This window comes from Candidatus Benthicola sp. (assembly GCF_058719085.1).
This window is the reverse complement of the sequence record NZ_JBZQEK010000099.1, coordinates 21,865-42,467: the sequence shown is the minus strand read 5'-3', so window position 1 is coordinate 42,467 and position 20,603 is coordinate 21,865. Positions and strand designations below refer to the sequence as shown.

The following is a 20,603-nucleotide window of genomic DNA, read 5'->3' as shown; positions in this document are numbered from 1 at the left end:
AGATCAGTGATCCCCGGGTGCGCCCGCCTGCCCGAGGATGGCGCCTGGACCCCCGACCGGCGCCGAGATCGTGTCGCTGTCGCCGGCGTCCGACTGAACCTCGGGCAGGTGGAGCCTCCACCATTCCACGGCGTGGTCGCGAGTCCACGGGTCCCCGAGCGTACAATCCGACAGGCGACGGTACAGCTCGGCCGCATGGGCAGGACGCGCCCCGGGATCCTTCGCGAGGCAGTCGAGCAGGATTCCATCCAGCTCCTCGGAGACCGGGAGCTCGGACAGTTCCGAGGGGGGACGCGGCGCCTCCTGCACGTGCTTCATGAGCATGGCGACCGGCGTGGCGGCTTCGAACGGGGTACGACCGGTGAGGAGCCAGTACCCGACGCACCCGAGGGCATAGAGGTCGGTGCGGCCGTCGATCGGCCGGTCTCCGAGCGCCAGCTCCGGTGCCATGAACGCCGGCGTGCCGGTGGTCACGTTCGGAGACGTGAGATCGGCTCGGACGCCCTCCTCCGAGGAGGACATCTTGACCAGGCCGAAGTCCAGGACCTTCAGAAAGTCCACGGCCGCTCCGAGGCGGCAGGCCACGAGGTTGGACGGCTTGATGTCCCGGTGCACGAGGCCCCGATCATGCGCCTCGGCGAGCGACATGCACGCCTGTTTCAGGAGGTGCACCGCGCGCCCGGCCGGCAGCGGTCCGTATCGGCTCACCAGTTCCTGCAGGTCCAGCCCTTCGAGCAGCTCCATCACGTAGTACAGGTGTCCGTCGTCGCTGGCCCCGAAGTCGTAGAGCTCGATCGTGTGCGGCGAGCGGAGGTTGGCGGCTGCGTGGGCCTCGCGACGGAATCGCTCCAGGACGACGGCCGCCGAGTCCCCCGCCGCCCCCAGCGCCTCGCTCCGGACGAGCTTGATGGCGGCGGGACGGGCGAGGAGCCGGTGGGTGGCCCGGTACACGTCTCCCATCCCTCCCCGGCCGAGCAGCTCGCCGAGCTGGTACGCGCCGAGCTCGCGGGCCGCGGAGACCCGACGGCCGAGCCCCCGGATCACCTTCGCGGGCACGATCGCCAACAGGGCGCACACGTAGTTCGGGACGAAGGCCCACAGCAGCTGGTAGCCCCCGAGACCGTATTCCATCCCCCGCTGTACGCCAATCCCGTACCAGATCGGATCCATGCTGGCGGCGATGAGGGAGGCCAGCAGCACCTTGTCGACCCTGGCGGGAACGATCGCGGGATACAGGATCACGACGACGCAGATCCAGGAGACGCCGAAGCCGTTCTGGACCGGAATCCACCAGTTGGCGGCTCCGATGAGGGCGCACGTCGCCACCTCGAAGATGAGCCCGACATCGAGGAGCGTCTCGGGCCGGTGGTGCAGTCGGCCGGCGACGAAGACCATGCCGAGGGACAGGCCGAGTCCGATCGCCGAGATCGGGTTGCCGATCACGTTCCATTCTGCCACGTGAGACGGCAACGGCCCAAACAGGCGCCAGGCGACGTTGTTCATCAGCAGGACCCAGGCCCAGATTCCGGCGAAGACCAACGAGGCGATCCCCACGCGCCGGCACGTCTGCTCGAGGAGATCGGCCGGCATGTACGCCAGTCCACCGCCCGCCGGAGTGGGCAGGAAGGGCGTGGAGCGCAGCGGGGCGATGAGCCGCTCCTCGGGACCTGGCGTTCCCCCGCGACCCTCCGTCGCGCCTCTCATTCCCACACCTCCGCGAGCCAGGCGAGCGCCAGCTGGTGGGCGATGGTGATCGGCGGGGGAAGTCGGACCGCATCGTCCTCGTTCCAGCGGTGTACGGCCTCGGCGATCTGCTCTCGGGAGAACCAGCGCACCTCTTCGATCTCCTTCGGATCCGGTCTCGCGTCTCCGGAAAGCGCCTCGGCCAGGCACCCGATCATCAAGGAGGAAGGAAACGGCCACGGCTGAGAGGAGTGATACCGAACCTGACCGACCGGAAGCCCCGCTTCCTCCCGGGTCTCCCGACGGACCGCCTCCTCGATCGACTCGCCCGGCTCCACGTAGCCGGCGAGACACGAATACAGTCCGGGTGGGTATCGCCGGGCCCTCACGGCCCGCCCCAGCAGGCATCGCCCGTCGCGATGCACGAGCATGATCACCACGGGATCGACCCTCGGAAACTGGAGCGTGCCGCACTCCGAACCCGTGCATCGCCGCACGTGTCCGGCCTCGCCTGCGAGGGTGGGCCTACCACAGCGGGGGCAGTAGCCGTGCGACGCGTTCCAGCCCAGCAGCGACCGCCCCAGGGCGGCGATCGCCGCCTCCTGCGGCGACAGGAGCGGGGCGATCTCGCGTACGCCCAGGAATCGACTGCCGGGCAGACCGGCGACTCCCGTCGGGCCGTCCTCGAGATCGTCGGACACCCGGAGAGCGAAACGCGGTATCGGTCCATCGAGTCCCAGGAACACGACCTGCGACGGCGCCTTCCCGGTCATCTGCCGTACCTCTCCCTCCGTCAGCCAGACCAGGGAAGCGCTCACCTCTCGGGAGACCAGCGGGTCGAGGCGCCGGAACGCCAGATAGCGGGCCCTGCCCCCGAGCTTGAGCTCTCGCACTCGCACCTCGTCGGACCGCAGGTGCTCGGCGCGATCCAGCCCGCTCCCTGCGAAGGTGTGCACGAGCTCGAGCCCCGAGGTGACCTCCGTCCGCTCGAAACTCGGTGAATCCGCCGCTCCGCGTCGTTCGATCAAAGGCGTTTGTGGGTTCCGTCACAGAACGGCGTGCGGTCCGTATGCTTGCATTGGCAGAGAGCGACCCGACGGGCCTGCTCGATCTCCAGGGGCACCGGCTCGAAGCCGGTTCCTGCGTGGCTTCCGTCGCAGAACGGCTGATTCGCGGAACGACCGCACCGACACCACCAGTGGGTTCCCGGGTCCAGCTCCATGATCGCCGGCTTCTTCGCGGCGATTCGTGGTTCATCCATGGGCTTCTCCTGTCGTGAGCTCAGGGTCGAGAATAGGCGCTTCACGGGCCGGTCAACAAGAGGCATGGACACCCCGCCTCGGTTGACGCTACCCGGCGTCCGGTGTAAACTACGCGGCTGTTTTCGGGACGCGTGAACGCGACGGCGTAGGGAGAAAGCGGGCATGACGGAGCTCTCGGCCACCGGAACACCGATGATGGTGCTCACGGGCACGGCGAACCCGGCCCTGGCGGAACGGATCGCGGAGGAACTGGCCCAGCCGCTGTGTGCGGTCACCCTCAAGCGGTTTGCCGACGGAGAGATCTTCGTCCGCATCGACGAGAACGTGCGTGGACGGGACGTCTTCGTGATCCAGTCCACGAACCCGCCGGCAGAGAACATCATGGAGCTTCTGCTCCTGATCGACGCGGCGAAGCGTGCGTCGGCGGCTCGCGTCACGGCGGTCGTGCCGTACTTCGGGTACGCGCGGCAGGACCGTAAGGACCAGCCGCGGGTCTCGATCGCGGCGAAGCTGATGGCCAATCTGATCGTGGCGGCGGGAGCGGACCGCCTGATCACGATCGATTTTCACCAGCACCAGCTGCAGGGGTTCTTCGACATACCTGTCGATCACCTGTACGCGGCACCCGTGTTCATGTCCCACTACGAGGGGTTGAGCCGGGACGATCTGGTGGTCGTGGCGACGGACGTCGGCGCGGCGAAGATGGCACGCGGGTACGCGAAGCGGCTGGGAGCGGGCCTCGCCATCATGGACAAGAGACGCCCCGGACCCAACGAGGCCGAAGTCATGAACGTCGTCGGTGACGTGGATGGCATGCGCTGCATCATCTCCGACGACATGGTCGACACGGCCGGAACGATGGCCAGCGCGGCAGCCGCTCTCCGGGAGCGCGGCGCCCGCGAGGTCTACGCGATCGCGACCCACGCGCTGTTGTCGGGTCCGGCGGTCGAGCGGCTCAACGGGGCGGATCTGGTCGAGGTGGCGGTGACGGATACGATCGCGATCCCGGCCGAGAAGTCGTCGAGGCTGCGGAATCTGCAGACGGTGTCGGTGGCGCGGCTCCTGGCTCGCGCCATCGAGAGCACGCACTACAATCGTTCCGTGAGCAAGTTGTTCACGTAGATACAGAGAATCGACAAGGAAAGCCGGACCGGGCGGTACGGCGGCGAGGATCAGAGATGAGCGAGCAGGCGGTATTGCAGGTCGAGCAACGGAAGGAAACGGGCAAGGGAGCGGCCCGTCGCATCCGCAACTCGGGCAAGATCCCGGGCAACGTGTACGGTCACGGCGAGGAACCGACGGCCGTGCAGGCCGACGCCCTGCAGTTCAAGGCGTTGATCAGCCGGATCTCCACGGAGAACACGCTGGTCGACCTGAAGATCGATGGTCAGAAGCCACGTGCCGTTCTGATTCGCGAGATCCAGAGGCATCCGTACCGTTCCGACATCCTTCACGTCGACTTCTTCGAGATCACCGCTGGCGAGAAGATCCGTGTCGCGGTTCCGGTGAACCTCACCGGCACTCCTACCGGCGTGAAGAATGGCGGCATTCTCCAGGTGGTGCGGCACGAGATCGAAGTCGAGTGTCTGCCGCGCGACATTCCGCAGTCCTTCGAGGCCGACGTCTCGGAGATGGCCATCGGAGACTCGCTCCACATCGGCGCCCTGGAAACCGGCGACGTGACGCTGCTCGAAGATGAGTCCCTGACCGTGTGCACGGTCGTGGCGCCGAAGGTCGTGGCCGTGGAGGAAGAGGAGCCCGGACTCGAGATCGAGGGCCTGGAGCTGCTCGAGGAGGACGAGGAGCCGGAAGTCATCACGGCCCGCGGGGACGACGAGGACGAGGAGGCGTAGCAGCCCAAGCCGAGCCATCGGATGAAGCTGATACTCGCCCTCGGCAATCCCGGTGACCGTTACCGGGACACGAGACACAACGCGGGTTGGTGGCTGGCCGACCACTTCGCTTCGCGATGGTCGTTCGGTCCTTTCGAGAGGGCGGGGGCCTCGGCATCCGCCGGAGGACGCGTGCGGGGAGAGAGCGTCCGGCTTGTCAAACCGCTGACGTACATGAACCGGAGCGGCCGGGTGCTGGCTCGTTACCTGGCCGATCCGGATTTTCGATTCGAGGAAGACCTCCTCGTGCTGGTGGACGATGTAGCGCTGCCGCCGGGACGGTTTCGCCTCCGGGCGAAGGGATCGGCGGGTGGCCACAACGGCCTCGGATCGATCGAGGAGGCGCTGGGCAGTCGGGAGTACGCCCGACTCAGGATCGGGGTCGGCTCGCCGCGCGATTCGGATCTCGACCTGACCGATTGGGTGTTGGGTGAACCCACCCGTTCGGAAGAGGAAGCGATTCTGGAGCAGTTCGGGCGGATGGCCCTCGCCACCGAGTCGTGGCTGGAGGAGGGCATCGAGCTCGCCATGAACGCGTTCAACGAGAGTTGATCGGGGCGGGCACGGGACAACGGAAACGGAATACAGGAGAGGCTACTCGTGGAGCACTGGATGAGCTGGGCGCTGTGGTTCGGTATCGGAGGCCTCGCGTTCTCTTTGCTGCTCTATTTCTACGTCAGGGCGCAGTCCCCGGGCAGCGAGGGCATGCGCGAGCTGGCGGACGCGATTCACTCGGGTGCGATGGCGTTCCTGCGGCGCGAGTACTCGGTTCTGGTGCCGTTCGTGCTCCTCGTGGCGGCCATGCTTTACTGGCTGATCGGTCCGTCGTCGGCCGCCGCGTACGTCTTCGGGGCCGTCTGCTCGATCACGGCCGGATTCCTCGGGATGCAGGCCGCGACACGGGCCAACGTTCGCACGACCGAAGCGGCCCGCTCCAGCGGTCAGGCCAAGGCTCTGCGGGTGGCCTACAGCGGCGGCGCCGTGATGGGGCTGGCGGTCGGCAGCCTCGGTCTCGCCGGGCTCGGCGGGGTCCTGTTGATCTTCAGTCCGGAGGCGGTCGGATTCCGCCCGTTCGGTGAGATCGTGAGCGGCTTCGCCATGGGGGCTTCCTCGATCGCCCTGTTCGCCAGGATCGGTGGGGGAATCTACACCAAGGCAGCCGATGTCGGCGCCGATCTCGTGGGCAAGGTGGAAGCGGGAATTCCGGAGGACGATCCCCGCAACCCGGCCACGATCGCGGACAACGTGGGAGACAACGTGGGCGACGTCGCGGGCATGGGCGCGGACATCTTCGAGTCCTACGTCGGCTCGATCGTCGCCACGATCGTGCTCGGTGTCACCGTGACGACGATCGCACCGGACCGGCGGCTGGCCGCCATCGCACTGCCGTTCCTGTTCGCCATGATCGGGCTGGTCGCTTCGCTGATCGGCGTCTTCTCGATGCGGATTCTCGAGAAGATGAATCCCGCTGCGGCGCTGCGGAACACGACCTTCGTGGGGGCCGTGCTGTTCTGGATCGGGGCGTACTTCGTGACCGTCCGTCTCGACGTCTTCGGCGGTTCCGAGGTCGCTTTCTGGTCCTGGGGCAACGCGGCGGCCGGCCCCTTCTGGGCCATGCTCTTCGGCTCGCTGGCAGGCATCCTGATCGGCCTGGTCACCGAGTACTACACCGCCGCGAAGCCGGTGCGGTCGATTGCTGCGGCGTCCGAGACGGGGGCAGCCACGAACATCATCACGGGTCTGGCCGTGGGCATGGAGTCCGTGGCGCTGCCCCTGCTCCTCATCTGCGCGTCGATCTTCTTCGCCTTTCAGTTCGCCGGATTGTACGGCATCGGGATCGCCGCCGTGGGCATGCTGGCGACCGTCGGTGTGACGATGACGGTGGACGCCTACGGTCCGATCGCCGACAACGCGGGCGGAATCTCCGAGATGTCGGGTCTCGGACCCGACGTCCGCTCGATCACCGACCGGCTCGACGCGCTGGGCAACACGACGGCGGCGATCGGTAAGGGCTTCGCCATCGGTTCCGCGGCACTGACCGCGCTCGCCCTCTTCTCGGCGTACGCGAACGCGGTAGGACTCACGCAGACCGGGATCAACATCGTCGATCCGCTGGTCGTCATCGGACTCTTCATCGGCGGCATCACGCCGTTCTTCATCGCGTCGCTCACCATGACGGCCGTCGGCCGGGCCGCGGCGGGAATGGTGGCCGAGGTGAGACGGCAGTTTCGGGAGATCGCCGGGCTGATGGAGGGCACGGCGAAGCCGGACTCGGCGCGCTGCGTGGACATCTCCACCCGGGCAGCGCTGCGGGAAATGGTGATTCCCGGGCTGACGGCCATCACCGTGCCCATTCTGGTCGGCCGCTTCCTCGGCGTGGAAGCGCTGGGCGGCCTGCTGGCGGGAGCGACGCTCTCCGGCGTGCTGCTGGCCCTGTTCATGGCGAATGCCGGTGGTGCCTGGGACAACGCCAAGAAGTACATCGAGGGTGGAGCGCTCGGGGGCAAGGGATCCGATCCTCACAAGGCGGCGGTGGTCGGGGACACGGTGGGGGATCCGTTCAAGGACACCTCGGGTCCGTCGATGAACATCGTGATCAAGCTGATCAGCGTCGTGTCCCTCGTCCTCGCTCCCTGGTTTGCGCGAGTTCACGGGAGAGCCGTGGTGAACGCCGACACGCTGGAAGCGCTCAGAGGGGCGCTGGAGTGGCTGCCTTTCCTCGGGTGAGCCCGTCGGGGTGCGGGCCCGGGTTGTAGGCCGGGGCCCGCACGACTAGCTTGGCGCCGCCCGCGGACGAGGCAGGTCCGCGGCGCGCGAGAAGTAGTACAGATTCTCCTGCCGCGGGAACGTGCCCGTGGCCGACTCAGACCGAAGGAGCGAACGCATGCGGGACTACGAAGTCGTCTACATCTTCAAGTCCTCCCTGACCACCGACGAGATCGAGAAGCGCCTGGAAGGGTATCACTCGAAGATCCTCGGCTCGGAGGGGAGCGAGATCACGGCGGTCGAGCACTGGGGCAAACGCCAGCTCGCCTATCCCATCGATCGGAACGACAACGGCTATTACGTCGTGACGCAGTTCACGGCCTCTCCCTCCGTCCTGCCGGAATTCGAACGGGCTCTCAAGCTGGACGATGAACTCCTGAGGCACCTCGTGGTGCTGTCGGAGGGAGAGCTTCCCGTTCCCTTTGCCGTGGACGACGAGAAGGACCGCCCCGGCCGCAGGGACGACGACGATGACGACGACGACGATGACGACGACGATGACGACGATGACGATGACGACGACGATGACGACGAGGACGAGGACGACGACGAGGACGACGACGATGACGACGAGAAGGAGGACTGAGGCATGGCTTTCCGAAAGGTATGCAAGTTCTGCGAGCGCAATGTCGAGAGAATCGACTACAAGGATGCGGATACGCTCGGCCGTCTGATCACGGACCGCGGCAAGATTCTCCCGAGACGGGCGACGGGCACGTGCGCCCGGCACCAGCGGCAGCTGGGCACGGCGGTGAAGAGAGCCCGGTATCTGGCGCTGATTCCGTACATTCAGGGCTATCATTCCTGAGTGCATGCGGGATCGGTGAAACGGAACGGCGAGGCGTGAAGGAGAGAGGCTGGACGCTGGCCCGGGCGGCTCTGCTCGTGATGGCGGCGGCCATGCTGTCGCCGATCAGCCCGGTGTGGATGGTGTTCGTCCCGTTCGCTCTCCTGCTGCTGGCCTTCCGGACCGACGACTGGATGAGCGTGGCTCTGGCCGCGCTGATCCTCGGCATGGGTTTCGCCGGCACTCCGCCCGGCGGGATGGAGTGGTACGTGCCCCGGGCCTGGAGCCTCATCGTCGGCGGATCCTTCGTCGCCGTGAGCGTCGCGCGGGGAGGAGAGGGCTGGATGGATCGCTCCCTCGGAGCCATCGGTCTCGCCGTTGGGGGCATGCTGCTCATCGGCCTCGCGCGTCCCGGTGTCGTGCAGGGCGTCAACTGGTGGATGGTGGGGGAGATTCGGCAGGCCGCTCTGGTCGCCGGCAGTATCGTCCAGCAGTTGCAGGGAGGAGCCGATCCGGAGGTGCAGCGCCAGGTATCCGGGGCCGTACAGCGCTGGCTGGACTTTCAGGAGGAGGTGTATCCGGCCCTGCTCCTGCTGGCCACCGTCGCCTCTCTCGGCCTGGCGTGGTTCGGGTTCGAGAGGATCTCGGGTCGTGTCCGGAGCCCGGGCCCGGTTCGCGGGTTTCGCTTCAGCGACCACCTCATCTGGTTGCTGATCGGCGGGCTGTGCCTCCTGGTCTTCCCGCTCGGGCGTGCGGCCTTCCGAATCGGAGAGAACGCGGCACTCTTCATGGGTGCGCTGTACCTTCTCCGGGGAGTGGCCATACTGCTGTGGATCGGTGCCGCAGCCGTCACGTCCGTTTGGAGCGGGCTGCTGCTCGGTCTGGCCGCGGTGTTGCTGTATCCGCTCGTGCTCGGGACCGCCCTGGTCCTCGGGTTGAGCGACACGTGGATCGATCTCCGGGCGAGGCTGTCCCGAGCCCGGACGCGAGACGATATTTGAGTGGAGTCCGCGGCGTCCTGAACGTCGGCGGACGGTGGGATACGCAAGCAAGGGGTGCAGGACATGGTTCAGATCATACTCAGGCAGGCGATGGACAACCTCGGTGAGATCGGGGAAGTCGTGGACGTCAAGCCCGGTTACGCGAGGAACTTCCTGATTCCGCAGGGCATCGCCTACGAGGCGACCGAAGCGAATCGAAAGCGGTTCGAAGAAGAGCGCCGCCACATCCTCGAGCGGTCCGCGCGGGACCTCGATCGCGCGAGAGCCGCGGCGGAGCGGATCGAGGGCCAATCGGTTAGCTTCACGGTCCGGGCCGGCGAGGAGGGCAAGCTGTTCGGTTCGGTCACGGCGACCGACATCGCCCAGGCGCTGGAAGAGCAGGGCATCGAGGTGGATCGTCACCTGATTCGACTGGACGAGCCGATCAAGCAGCTCGGCGTGTACAAGGTCTCGGTGCGGCTCCACTCGGAAGTCAGGCCGGAGGTGACCGTTTGGGTCATCGCGGAGGGCGATACCGGGAGCTGATGGATTCGGACCGGGTGCGGGCCGCCTCGCGCGTCCCGCCCACGACACTGGGAGCCGGGGTTGAGCGATACCGCGAGGGTGGGCGCCGACGCTGATCGACCGGGAACGGATCCCCTGGAGGACGGTCCCGTCCGTCCTCGCGTTCGCATCGCCTATGTCGATGGACACCGCCTGCGGCGGGGCTTTCTGGCCGGCGCCGCCTACGTGGCCCGCCAGCGGGCGGAGCTGGATCGAATCAACGTATTCCCGGTTCCGGATGGGGACACGGGAACCAATCTGACTCTTACCCTGCGCTCCATCTCGGACGCTCTGCGCAGAGTGCGGAGCGAGTCGTTCTCCGAGGTCGCCGGGGTCGCGGCCGAGGCCGGCGTGCTCGCCGCGCGTGGTAACTCGGGCATGCTGTTCTCGCGGTATCTGCTCGGATTCTCCGACAGCGTGGCGCGTCGGCCTCGCGTAGGGCCTCACGACATCGCCGAGGCCCTGTCCGCAGCTGCCACCTCTCTGCACGACGTGCTCGAGAATCCCCGTGAGGGAACCATCATCACCGTGGCGCGGGACCTGGCCGCCGAAGCGAGGCGACGCGCGCACTCCCACTCGGACCTCTACCTCTGGCTGAAGGAGCTGCAGGAGGCCGCGCACCGATCGCTGCTGCGCACCCGGGAGCTCCTTCCTGCGTTGCGGGAGGCCGGTGTGGTGGACGCGGGTGCGAAAGGGTTCGTGTCCTTCTTCGAGGGCGTCGTCCGCTACATCGATGGCCAGGCTCCGGGCGATGTGATCGCGGAGGCACCGCTGGAGCGAACGCACGGGGGTGACCGTCCATCGCTGTACATGGCCCGGGAGGCCGGGGTCGGGGCCGACGAGGGGCGTTACTGCACCCAGATCGCGCTGCGGGGGGACCACGTTCCGGACACGACCCACATCCGCCGCCTGATTCAGGACCTGGGAACATCAACGATCGTTCTGCGCGCCGGTCCCGTAGCGAAGGTGCACATTCACTCCGATACGCCGGCGGTCGTGCGGGAGCGACTAGAGGAGCTCGGCGAGATCGTGTCGGAGGTGGTGGAGGACACACAGCTCGTCGGCGCCGGGCGCCACGTGGCCGTGGTCACCGACTCGGCGGCCGATCTTCCTCACGAGTGGGCGGAGCGGCATGGCGTCACGGTCGTTCCGCTGCAGGTCATCGTCGGGGACGATACGTATCGGGACGGAATCGACCTCGACAGCGATGCGCTGAGGGACATTCTGTTGACTCCCGGGGCCCCGGCTCCCAAGACCTCGCAACCCGCTCCGTCCGTGTTCGAAGAACGATTCCGGACCGCGTTGGGCCAGGGGGCAGAGCAGCTGTTGGGCGTGTTCGTCAGCGGTGGACTGTCCGGGACGTTCGCGTCGGGAGCCGCCGCCATGCGAGAGTTCGATGCGCCGTCGGTTGCCGTCGATTCGAGATCGGGCTCACTCGGAGTCGGACTGCTGGTGGCTCGAGCGGTGGAATTGCTGGATGACGGACACAGCCTCGAGGAAGTGGCGGCCGAGCTCGAGCAGGTGCGCGACCGGTCGAACATCTTCCTCACCGTCGACACGTTCGAGTTTCTGCTGCGGTCCGGCCGGGTCGGTCGGGCGAAGGCATGGCTGGGGGGTCTCCTCGATCTGAAGCCGATCCTCACGTTGGATCGCGAGGGACGGGTCATCCGCGCCGGCACGGCCCGGGGCTCCGATGCCCTGATGCAGCAGGTTCTCGATCAGGTGGAGACCGGGCTCGAGGGAGCCCGTCGATACCGACTGGGGGTGGCGCACTTCGCGGCGCCCGAAGTGGCGCAGGAGCTCGTGCGGGAATTGGAGGCCCGCTTCGACCCGGTCGAGCTCCTGAGTGGTCCGACCACGGCGTCTCTCGCCGTGCATACCGGTCCCGGGGCCTGGGCGGTCGCCTACCAGGTCGAGGAATGACCCGACCCGGGAGCCGCGACGGATCTCGGAGCCTGTAAGCCGTACGGACGCAAACAGAGGAGCGGAAGAGGAGCACGTGGCACAGATCGAAGCCGATGTGAAGATGGAAGAGAAGACCCCGGCCGAGGTCGTGGTGGCGGTCGAGGCGGCGCTCGAGCGGAACGCTCGGGATGCAGCGTTGCTCGACCTGCGGGGCCTGTCCGATGCCACGGACTGGTTCCTGATCGCCAGCGGCGATTCCGATACCCACACGCGGGCGATCGCCGAGAACGTGGTCGAGAGGCTGCGAGAGGCGGGCTACCGGCCGGCCGGGATCGAAGGGAAGTCCGCGGCCCACTGGATCCTTCTCGACTACATCACCCTCGTGGTGCACGTGTTCCTTCCCCGCGTGCGGGATTATTACGATCTCGAGCGACTGTGGGGAGACGCTCCTGCGCTCGCGCTGGAATAGGGCAGGACACCGGTCGGCGCGAGGCCTTCCGGCCGACTTCCAGCCAACGAACGTGCTCGGCGAGGCGTGTGTCGATCCCCTCGCGTTCGTGCCCGTCGTTCTTTCTTGCCACCCTCTTCGCCGCTCGTCATGTTGCCGTCGTAGACCGCAGGATGGCACTCCGCGAGGAAAGAGGCGCATTGAAACATGATCTCCGTGCGGCACGGATCGCCCGCGGGACGGCCGCCGCGCTGGCGGCTCTCGTGCTGGGGGCGTCCTGTGAGCCGTCATCCCCGACCCCCGAGGCCGACCGTCTCGAACCCGCGCTCCGCGGGGCGGCACTGGTCGTGGGCTCGACCGTGGACCAGTGGAGCCTGCTCGCGGTTCCATCCGCGGGAGGGGCCGCCGAAGCCCGCGACCTGACCGATCTCGATCGCGTGGTCTGGACGGGCGACTCGGAGCTCCCGCCCAGCGTGGAGGCCCACGCACTCGCCGGTGGCCGAGTCCTCCTGCGTTCCGCAGACGGAACGCTGCACACCTACGATCCGCCGACGGACGCCCTCGTGCGGGTCGGAGAGGTCGAACCGGAGGCGACGTGGGTCGGCAGCCCGTCGGTGGGGCTGTACATGTCGCCGAGCGGCTCTCTCGTCGAGGTTTCCCGGGACGGCGTGTGGCGCTACGGTCTGGACCGGAGCCTGAGCTGGGCAGCACCGGCCGAAGGTGGCGTGCTCGTGGTAGTCGACGGCGAGGCCGAGCGTCGGGAGGTATGGCTCTTGAGACGCGACGAAGCCGAGCCGGTCGAGACGGGATCGGCGGCCGTTCAGCCGCCGGGGCTCGTGATGGCCTGGGGCCGAAGGGCGGCGTTTCGGTCGGCGCAGGGCCGCGGGCTGGTCTTTCTGACCACACAGCCGATCGGTGTGGCCGGAGACGTCGATCTGTCCGGCCAGATCCTCGCGCTGGCGGCCTCTCCTTCGTCTCACGAAGTGTACGCGGCGCTCGACGTCCCACCGCGTTTGCTGGCCGTCAACCGTTTCAACCTCGAGAGCCGTGTGCTGGCGGACCTCCCGGCCCCGGCGGAGTCGATCCGGCCCACCCTGTTCGGAGAGGGCGTGCTCGTGCGGCAGCAGGGAGTGGCCGTGTGGATCCCGGTGAGCGGGGGCTCCCCGGTTCGGGCCGTCACGGAATGGCGGACCGACCTTCCTCTCGGTCTTCCGGGGTCTCGGGTCGTGACGGTGGAAGGCGGAGAGGTGCGCGTCGTCGACCTCGAATCGGGAGGCTCGACGGACGTCCAGGGTGCCGACGCAAGTCGATGGTGGATACCGATTCACTGGAATCCGGCCGCGGCGGTCACGACCGACCGACTCGGCGAAGAGGTGATCCGTCCGGCGACACCTCCGGGAGCGCCGGCAGCCGTGGATTCCATGGCCCTGGCCGAGCGAATGGAGGTCGCCCCGGGGCTGAGGGATGAGACGGCCGCGCCGGCAGAGGCGGGACCGCCACCCGGGTTCTACGCGATCGTCGGGTCGGCCCGGCAGGCCGCCGGGATCCGCGATCTTGTCCAATCGCTCGAAGAGGCCGGGTTTTCGACGGAGGTCCAGGACGTGCCCGATGAGGCGGGGCGCACCTGGTACCGGGGTCTGGTCGGTCCCTATCGGTCACGTTCGGAGGCGGAGGCAGCAGCCCGACAGCTTCTGCGGGAGCGCAGGCTCGAGGCATGGGTCACCGAGATCGCTGCTGCCGGACGCTCGCGGGAGGAGACGAACTGATCGAGTGACTCATGCGCGGGAGAGGGGGGAGAGCCCCCCGAGGCCAGCCTGGTTGCCCGAAGCGGCCCGAAGGGTACTGGTCGTGGGCAGGTCTTCTTCCGATGACGTGGACATCGCGGCGGCACTCGAGGTGGCGGAGATCGTCGGCCGAGCCCGGCCTCGCACGATCTTCGTGAACACGGTGGCGGGTGCGGCCGGCCCGGATCGGGGCCTCGGTGCCGAGGGCCGACCCGGGCTGCATGACGTGACGCTGGGGAAACGCCGGGTGGCCGACGTCGCGTTCAAGCCGGCTCTTCGCTCGTTCATCGCCGTACCCGCGGGTGAAGCCGTTCCCGGCATCGTCGAGCTGTCCGGGCTGCCCTTCTTCCGCCACCTGGTGGAGGCGGCTGGCCGCGGCGGCACCCTCCTTCTGTACCTGACGGAAACCGATCTGGGCCACCTGTGCCGGGCCCCGGCCCACCTCGGCGCCCTCTCGGTCGACGGTCTCGTCGTGCTGGGCGGTGCAACCGTTCCTCGTCACATGCCGGGGGGGCTGCGGGTCCTCGCACGGATCGAGTCGGAGGGATCGGCCGGAACGACCGCCTTACCGTCGACCGGTCGGCCCGAGGTCCGTGAACCCTCCGCCACGAAGCAGGGTGGCTTCTACCGTCCGAGCGCTACGCCACCGATCGTGGCAGTAGAGAAGGACCGACGCAGGTCCCGCCGACCGTGGGAGATATGGCTCGACCGCCTGAGGCAGCGCGTGCCGGCCAGCGGGCTGGGGGGCGTGGCCGTGGTCTGGCTGGTGGCGGTGCTGGCCGTCTGGCTCGTGTGGCAGGGCCTTTCCGGATGGCCGGCGTTCGAGGAGGAGATCGTTCCCATCGTCGAAACCGACGCTCCCGAGCGGGTGGCCGGGGAGACCGGAGCTGCGGGCGTCCCGGAAGCGGGGCACGCGGCGCAGGCCGATTCGAACGCGGCGGAGACCCGGGAAATCACCGAGCCGGAGGAGGTTACCCCGGCGCCGCCGGCGCCGTCCGGGACGGAACTTCCATATTCGGTGCTCGTCGCCAGCCTCTATCCGTACGAGGAGGCAGAGAGAAAGCGTTCCGAGCTGGAGGAGAGCGGCAACCTGGCCTTCGTGGCTCCTACGCCCGTGGGCGATCGACTCTACTACCGGGTGTTCGCGGGCGCGCTCGAGGACCGGCTGCAGGCCCGCGACCTCATGCGACGGCTGGTCGAGAGCCGGGAGAAGGAGAGAGAGCGCGACTGGGACATGAGGCCGGCGCGCCTCGCGTTCGCTCTGGGTGAATTCGTGGACCCGGACCAAGCCGAATCCGAGCGCCGACGCTTGCACGATGCGGGGGTGCCGGCTTATGTGCTTCCCACAGGAGACAGCACCGGGGCAATCTACCGACTCTATTCAGGCGCGTACGAGTCCGAGGAGGCCGCAGGGCCCGCGGACAGCCTGCTTTCCGCCGCCGGAGTGAACGCCACGCTCGTGACCCGGAGGGGCGAGCCGCAGTGAAGAACCAGCAGTGAAGATCCAGTCGCTCAGCCTGCACGGCTTCAAATCCTTCGCCGACCGGACCGAGATCGCGGTGCATGAAGGGGTCACGGCGATCGTCGGGCCGAACGGGTGCGGGAAGTCGAACATCTCGGACGCGTTGCGCTGGGTCCTCGGCGAGCAACGTCCGACGGCGATCCGCGGAAGCCGGATGGAGGAGGCGATCTTTCAGGGCACCGCGCAACGCAAGCCCATTCACCGAGCAGAAGTGTCGCTGACACTCGCCAACGAGGACGGGATCCTCGCCGTGCCGCAGAAGGAGGTCGTGATCGGTCGGACGGTGTTGCGGGGAGGCGAGTCGGATTACCAGCTCAATGGGGCGAGCTGCAGGCTCAAGGACATTCACGACCTGTGCCGCGACACGGGTCTGGGCGCGAACGCCTATTCGATCATCGAAGCACGGATGATCGACGCCATCCTGTCGGACCGGGCAGAAGAGCGTCGGTCGCTGTTCGAGGAGGCCGCGGAAGTCGGCCGGTACAAGGACCGCAGGAGGACGGCGCTGCGCAGGCTCGATCAGGCGGAGCATGATCTGGATCGACTCGAGGACGTCCTCGGGGAGGTCCGGAGCAAGGTTCGCTCTCTCGGTCGGCAGCGCGGTCGGGCCCGACGATATGAAGATCTGCGTGAGCGACGGCTTCAGCTCGAGGTCGCGGTGGCCGACGAGAGGCTTCGGTCGATGGAGTCCCGTCTGAAGGAGGCGGAGGCCGAGCTGGAAGCTCTGAGGCGGCGACAGCCGGAACTGCAAGCCGGTCTGCGACAGCGGGAGACGGAGGCCGAGAACCTCCGCCTGCAGCTGATCGAGAGCGAGCGGGGACGCTCCGAGGTGGCAGCCACGCTGGAGAACACGCGAGCGCGGGCGGAGGAGCTGGAGCGCGGGCGCCTTCTGGCGGCGGAGCGGGTCTCCGCTTCGGAGGCGAGAGGCCGGGCGATCCGCGAGGAGCGGAGTCAGATCGAGGCCCGTCGATCCGACCTGGCGGCCGCCGCCGAGGCCCTGAGGGCCGAGGTCGAGGAAGACGAGGCGGACCTGAATGCCCGCCGCGATCAGGTGGGTGAGCTCGAGGCGTCGGTCGAACGTCTCCGCGCCGAGCGAAGAGCGGTCGAGGAGCGGGAGCGGGAGGCCCTCGGCGCCCTCGCCGGGGTGATCCGGGAGCTGGGTGCCCTGGATGCGGAAGCGGAGGCGGTCCGGGAGCGCTCACGGGAGTGGGAACGTGAGCTCGAACGGCGCGCGGAGGAGCGGTCGGCTCTCGCGCAGACCATTGCGGTCGCCGAGGCGAGGCTGTCGGAGCTCGAGGAGAGCGCCCAAAGCCGGGTCGCGATCGTTCGGTCGCTCGAAGCTCGCATCGCCGATTCCAGGAGCGAGTATCAGGAGCTCCGCGAGAAGCTGAGGCGAGAGCGCGACAGACTCGGTGCCCTGGAGAGCGAGGTGGCATCCCTCGGAGCCGTCGCTGCCGGGCTGGCCACCACCCTGGCGGAAGGTACGGATCTTCCTCCCGTCGTGGCCGACCTGATTCGCGAGCTCGGGCCGGGGGAGGGGATCCTCGGTGTGCTCGCCGACGCGATCGAGGCGCCCCGTGACGTCAGGTCGGCCGTGGAGTCCCACCTGGGAGCGCTGCTCGGCGCCGTGCTCGTCAGAGACTGGAAGGCAGTGCGGCTCGTGCGGCAGTGGTTGGGTGACCGCGATGGCGGAGAGGGCGTCGTCCTGTTGCCCGTCGATCCCGGACCGCGCAAACAGCCCCGGGATCGCCCCAGCGGATTGGCCGGGAAGGTCCGGCTGGACGGAGAGGGCCGTGCGTGGGCTCACTCCCTCCTGGCGGACGTGGAGCTCGCCGCGGGCGACGAGCTGTCTCCGCGGGAGACCGCATGGGTCTCTCCCGACGGCGCGGGCCAGGACGATCGCGGCATCGTCCGCCTCGGCCGTCCGGCGGCCGGGGAAGGCGTTCTGCGGCGAAGAGGGGAGCTGTCCGAGCTGGAGGCCCGGCTGGAGACCGCCCGCCGTGAGCTCGACGAGGCCCGGGAGGCGGCGTCCCGGACGGACGCAGAGGCCGAGACCGCAGGGCAGGACCTGGCCCGACTGGAGCGCGAGCTCGAGGACGCGGACGCGGAGCGGCGGTCGGTGGAATCCGAGCGGGACCGGGAGTCGGATCGTCTCGAGCGATCGCGGCACGGGCTCGGAGAGGTGGAACGACGGATGGAGGAGCTTCGGACGATGCAGGACTCGCTCGAGGGGAGCGAGTCCGACGACAGCCGCCGGACCGCCCTGGAAGAGAGGCGAGACGAGGCCGAAGGCATCCTGGCCGCGGAGCGGGCCGGTCAGCTCTCGGCGACCGCGGACTGGGAGCGCGAGAACGCCGCGCTCCAGGAGAGCCGCCTCGAGCTCACGCGCCGCGAGACGCTTCTTCAGTCACGCAAGGAGCGCCAGGAACGCCTCAGTGAGACGATCGCCGAGCTCGATCGGAGGGTGGACGCTCTGGAAGCCGAACGGGAAGAGCTGGATGAGACGGTGCTCCGGAGCCGTGCGTCGATCGCGGCCGCCGAGGAGGAGCTGGTCGGCTTGCTGGAACGGAGGACGGAGCTGGCCGAGCGGGTGCGCGAGGCTCAGGAGGGTCTGGATGAGCGCCGCGCGGAGCTGGAGTCGCGGGAATCGGCGTTGCGTGTGGAGAGGCAGGCCGAGCGCGAGATCGCCGAGCAGCGGCATGCGCTCGAACTGGAAGTCTCGCAGCTCAGGGGCTCACGCGCCAACGTACGGGAACGGCTCGAGGCGGAATGGGAGACCACGTTCGAGGAGCTGAAGGGCCGCGTGGAGGTGCCCGAGGACGGGACCCCGGAGGATTGGGCCGGGGAACTGGAGTCGATCCGCACACAGCTCGGCGGAATCGGCCCGGTCAATCTGCTCGCGGCCCAGGAATACGACGAGGAGAGAGAACGGCTCGATTTCCTCGAGTCTCAGAAGGCGGACCTGGAGAAGGCCCGCGCCGACCTGCATGATTCCATCCGTCGGATCAACGAGTCGGCGTCGGCGGCGTTCAGCCGCGTGTTCGAGGAAGTCCGTGAGAACTTCCATCGGATCTTCCTGACCCTGTTCGAGGGAGGCGAGGCGGACGTCTGGCTGGAGGATCCGGACGATCCGCTGGATTCCCCGATCGAGATCTCGGCGAGTCCGAGGGGCAAGAAGACCCAGCGCATTCATCTTCTCTCCGGCGGAGAACGGGCTCTGACGGCACTGGCTCTGCTGTTCGCGATCTACCTGGCCAAGCCGAGCCCGTTCTGCGTGATGGACGAGGTGGACGCGCCGCTCGACGAGACGAACATCGGCCGGTTCACCGCCATGCTGCAGCGGTTCAAGTCCGACACGCAGTTCATCGTGATCACCCACAACGCGCGCACCATCGAGGCGGCCGACTGGATCTATGGCGTCACGATGCAGGAGCCGGGGGTGAGCAAGATCGTGAGTCTCGAGCTGCAGGATCTCCCGCGCGGTCAGGTCGCGTGACCAGGGGGATGCGAACGTGCGGCTGACGGTCGCGGGTTGCGGCACAGTGGTGCCGGAGGCCGACCGCGCCTGCTCCGCGTACTGGCTGGAACACGGTGATGCGCGGCTTCTCCTGGATTGCGGTTTCGGAGCCGTGCAGGCCCTGGCCCGGGTCGGCGTTCCGTGGAGCCGCGTTTCGCACCTCATCCTGACCCACTTCCATGCCGACCACGTCGGCGCCCTGCCCGGCCTGTTCTTCGCCCTCCGCCACGGGGTGCATCCTGCCCGGTCCGCTGCGGACCCACTCGAGGTCTGGGGTCCGACCGGCACTCGCGACCTGTTCCGCAGCCTGGCGTCGGCCCTTGGGGACTACCTTCTGGACCCGGGATTCCCCGTCTCCATCCGCGAAATGACTCCCGGTGCCGAGGTGAGCGCCGGCGAGGTCACGGTCACCTGCCGGGACGTGCCTCACACACCCGAGAGCGTGGCGATCCGGCTCACGGCGCGGCCCGAAGGGCGCACGCTGGTCTACACCGGCGACACGGGGCCCGACGAGGGTTTGGCCGCATTCTGCCGCGAGGCGGATGTGCTGCTCAGCGAGTGTTCGCTTCCCGACGATCGGGTGGGTGACAACCATCTGTCCCCTGCCCGGGTCGCCCGCCTGGCCCGCCGCGCCGGGGTCAACCGGCTCGTGGTGACGCACGTCTATCCTCAGTTCAGGCTCTCCGCCGACGTGGCGGCGCTGATCGCGGCAGCCGGCTACGACGGCGCCATCGAGCTGGCCCGGGAGGGCCTGCAGCTCGACGTCTGACGGCCGCCCGGGACGTCCTGCCGTTCGCCCAGCGTCCCGCTCCCGCGCGGATCGCCCGTTCTCCGTTGAGAATCGAATGATCCGTATCCGCACGGTATCCCCATGCGCCGGCACCTGTACGGCCGGCCGTGGAGGGGCACGGAAAGAGGCAACCTGCATCGATCGCGGAGGCGGGGCCGATCCATGAACGACAACGCATCGCTTGGGAAGAGGGGTGAGGAACTGGCGGCGAGGCTGCTGCTTCGGGACGGCTACCGCATCCTCGCTCGCAACTGGCGTTCCGGGCGGTATGAGCTCGATCTCGTGGGCATTCGCGACGGAGAGGTGGTCTTCGTCGAGGTGAAGACGCGACGGCCGGGGCCGCAACCGGAGGAAGAGTGCGTGCGCCCGGTCCAGCGTCGCCACATTGGCCGGGCCGCTGCGGCCTGGATGCGGGCGAACCCGGGGACGGGCCGGACCTTCCGCTTCGACGTCGTCGTCATCTCTTGGCCTGTTCGTGCCCGCCCTCGGATCCGCTACATCCCCGATGCATTCGATGCCGCCGGGCGCTGATCCGCCGGCCCAGGCCCCGGCCGAATCATGATTGACCCGGGCGGGACCGGCCGATAGCTTCGCCACGCCCCAGGCCCGTGGGGCCGGAGCGCGTGAATCCCGTCAGGACCGTGAAGGTAGCAGCGGTAAGCGTGTGAAGGTCGCCACGGTTCGCCTGGGGTTTGTAGCTTTC

18 protein-coding genes and 1 other RNA gene are annotated in these 20,603 nt (G+C 68.2%); 16 read left to right on the top strand and 3 right to left on the bottom strand.

The window, feature by feature from the left end; translation table 11 throughout:
• Window positions 1–3: 3 nt before the first annotated feature.
• From AC36XV_RS07970 to AC36XV_RS07960, 3 genes are read right to left on the bottom strand one after another with little or no spacing between them, the layout of a single operon-like run.
• Window positions 4–1,704: a serine/threonine-protein kinase gene (locus tag AC36XV_RS07970; RefSeq protein ID WP_492203152.1), complete on the bottom strand. Its 1,701-nt coding sequence runs from the start codon at window positions 1,702–1,704 to the stop codon at window positions 4–6.
• Entirely contained in the window at window positions 1,701–2,711 is a 1,011-nt protein-coding gene (nudC, locus tag AC36XV_RS07965; protein WP_492203151.1) for an NAD(+) diphosphatase, read from the bottom strand. The genes AC36XV_RS07970 and nudC overlap by 4 nt, the downstream gene beginning before the upstream one ends.
• Window positions 2,708–2,944 (bottom strand): CDGSH iron-sulfur domain-containing protein, encoded by a 237-nt coding sequence (locus tag AC36XV_RS07960; RefSeq protein WP_492203150.1) that lies wholly within the window; start codon window positions 2,942–2,944, stop codon window positions 2,708–2,710. Before AC36XV_RS07960 ends, nudC begins: the two co-directional genes overlap by 4 nt.
• A gap of 163 nt (window positions 2,945–3,107) precedes the next feature.
• Here AC36XV_RS07960 and AC36XV_RS07955 point away from each other — a divergent pair, with 163 nt between their 5' ends.
• The 16 genes from AC36XV_RS07955 (at window position 3,108) to ffs (ending at window position 20,594) form a co-directional block, all read left to right on the top strand.
• On the top strand, window positions 3,108–4,067 hold the full coding sequence (locus AC36XV_RS07955; RefSeq protein ID WP_492203149.1) for a ribose-phosphate diphosphokinase: 960 nt from the start codon (window positions 3,108–3,110) through the stop codon (window positions 4,065–4,067).
• Between the two features lie 56 nt (window positions 4,068–4,123).
• Window positions 4,124–4,798 (top strand): 50S ribosomal protein L25/general stress protein Ctc, encoded by a 675-nt coding sequence (locus AC36XV_RS07950; RefSeq protein ID WP_492203148.1) that lies wholly within the window; start codon window positions 4,124–4,126, stop codon window positions 4,796–4,798.
• Window positions 4,799–4,819: 21 nt separating this feature from the next.
• Window positions 4,820–5,389: an aminoacyl-tRNA hydrolase gene (gene pth, locus AC36XV_RS07945; protein ID WP_492203147.1), complete on the top strand. Its 570-nt coding sequence runs from the start codon at window positions 4,820–4,822 to the stop codon at window positions 5,387–5,389.
• Between the two features lie 60 nt (window positions 5,390–5,449).
• On the top strand, window positions 5,450–7,564 hold the full coding sequence (locus AC36XV_RS07940) for a sodium-translocating pyrophosphatase (RefSeq protein WP_492203146.1): 2,115 nt from the start codon (window positions 5,450–5,452) through the stop codon (window positions 7,562–7,564).
• Window positions 7,565–7,721: 157 nt separating this feature from the next.
• Window positions 7,722–8,189, top strand: coding sequence for a 30S ribosomal protein S6 (rpsF, locus tag AC36XV_RS07935; protein ID WP_492203145.1), 468 nt, complete (start codon window positions 7,722–7,724; stop codon window positions 8,187–8,189).
• Between the two features lie 3 nt (window positions 8,190–8,192).
• A complete protein-coding gene (gene rpsR, locus AC36XV_RS07930) occupies window positions 8,193–8,411 on the top strand; it encodes a 30S ribosomal protein S18 (RefSeq protein ID WP_492203144.1) in 219 nt (72 codons plus the stop codon).
• Between the two features lie 35 nt (window positions 8,412–8,446).
• Entirely contained in the window at window positions 8,447–9,391 is a 945-nt protein-coding gene (locus AC36XV_RS07925; protein WP_492203143.1) for a DUF2232 domain-containing protein, read from the top strand.
• Between the two features lie 63 nt (window positions 9,392–9,454).
• A complete protein-coding gene (gene rplI, locus AC36XV_RS07920) occupies window positions 9,455–9,916 on the top strand; it encodes a 50S ribosomal protein L9 (protein ID WP_492203142.1) in 462 nt (153 codons plus the stop codon).
• 60 nt (window positions 9,917–9,976) lie between these two features.
• The gene (locus tag AC36XV_RS07915; RefSeq protein WP_492203141.1) at window positions 9,977–11,857 is read left to right on the top strand and encodes a DegV family protein; all 1,881 of its coding nucleotides are present in this window, start codon (window positions 9,977–9,979) and stop codon (window positions 11,855–11,857) included.
• 76 nt (window positions 11,858–11,933) lie between these two features.
• Window positions 11,934–12,308: a ribosome silencing factor gene (rsfS, locus tag AC36XV_RS07910; RefSeq protein ID WP_492203140.1), complete on the top strand. Its 375-nt coding sequence runs from the start codon at window positions 11,934–11,936 to the stop codon at window positions 12,306–12,308.
• Between the two features lie 179 nt (window positions 12,309–12,487).
• On the top strand, window positions 12,488–14,053 hold the full coding sequence (locus AC36XV_RS07905; protein ID WP_492203139.1) for an SPOR domain-containing protein: 1,566 nt from the start codon (window positions 12,488–12,490) through the stop codon (window positions 14,051–14,053).
• 82 nt (window positions 14,054–14,135) lie between these two features.
• Window positions 14,136–15,557, top strand: a complete 1,422-nt coding sequence (locus tag AC36XV_RS07900; RefSeq protein WP_492203138.1) for an SPOR domain-containing protein — start codon at window positions 14,136–14,138, stop codon at window positions 15,555–15,557.
• 10 nt (window positions 15,558–15,567) lie between these two features.
• Window positions 15,568–19,089 carry a chromosome segregation protein SMC gene (smc, locus tag AC36XV_RS07895; RefSeq protein WP_492203137.1) on the top strand — a complete coding sequence of 1,174 codons (3,522 nt, stop codon included), beginning with the start codon at window positions 15,568–15,570 and terminating at the stop codon, window positions 19,087–19,089.
• Between the two features lie 16 nt (window positions 19,090–19,105).
• Window positions 19,106–19,879 (top strand): MBL fold metallo-hydrolase, encoded by a 774-nt coding sequence (locus tag AC36XV_RS07890; protein WP_492203136.1) that lies wholly within the window; start codon window positions 19,106–19,108, stop codon window positions 19,877–19,879.
• Between the two features lie 183 nt (window positions 19,880–20,062).
• The gene (locus AC36XV_RS07885) at window positions 20,063–20,431 is read left to right on the top strand and encodes a YraN family protein (protein WP_492203135.1); all 369 of its coding nucleotides are present in this window, start codon (window positions 20,063–20,065) and stop codon (window positions 20,429–20,431) included.
• 67 nt (window positions 20,432–20,498) lie between these two features.
• An RNA gene (gene ffs, locus AC36XV_RS07880) (signal recognition particle sRNA small type) lies at window positions 20,499–20,594 on the top strand.
• Window positions 20,595–20,603 lie beyond the last annotated feature (9 nt).

Coding starts and splice junctions, on each gene's coding strand:
- rpsF (WP_492203145.1), top strand. CDS start 7,722: ATGCGGGACTACGAAGTCGTCTACATCTTCAAGTCCTCCCTGACCACC.
- AC36XV_RS07950 (WP_492203148.1), top strand. CDS start 4,124: ATGAGCGAGCAGGCGGTATTGCAGGTCGAGCAACGGAAGGAAACGGGC.
- pth (WP_492203147.1), top strand. CDS start 4,820: ATGAAGCTGATACTCGCCCTCGGCAATCCCGGTGACCGTTACCGGGAC.
- AC36XV_RS07885 (WP_492203135.1), top strand. CDS start 20,063: ATGAACGACAACGCATCGCTTGGGAAGAGGGGTGAGGAACTGGCGGCG.
- rpsR (WP_492203144.1), top strand. CDS start 8,193: ATGGCTTTCCGAAAGGTATGCAAGTTCTGCGAGCGCAATGTCGAGAGA.
- AC36XV_RS07940 (WP_492203146.1), top strand. CDS start 5,450: ATGAGCTGGGCGCTGTGGTTCGGTATCGGAGGCCTCGCGTTCTCTTTG.
- AC36XV_RS07970 (WP_492203152.1), bottom strand. CDS start 1,704: ATGAGAGGCGCGACGGAGGGTCGCGGGGGAACGCCAGGTCCCGAGGAG.
- AC36XV_RS07955 (WP_492203149.1), top strand. CDS start 3,108: ATGACGGAGCTCTCGGCCACCGGAACACCGATGATGGTGCTCACGGGC.
- AC36XV_RS07960 (WP_492203150.1), bottom strand. CDS start 2,944: ATGGATGAACCACGAATCGCCGCGAAGAAGCCGGCGATCATGGAGCTG.
- rplI (WP_492203142.1), top strand. CDS start 9,455: ATGGTTCAGATCATACTCAGGCAGGCGATGGACAACCTCGGTGAGATC.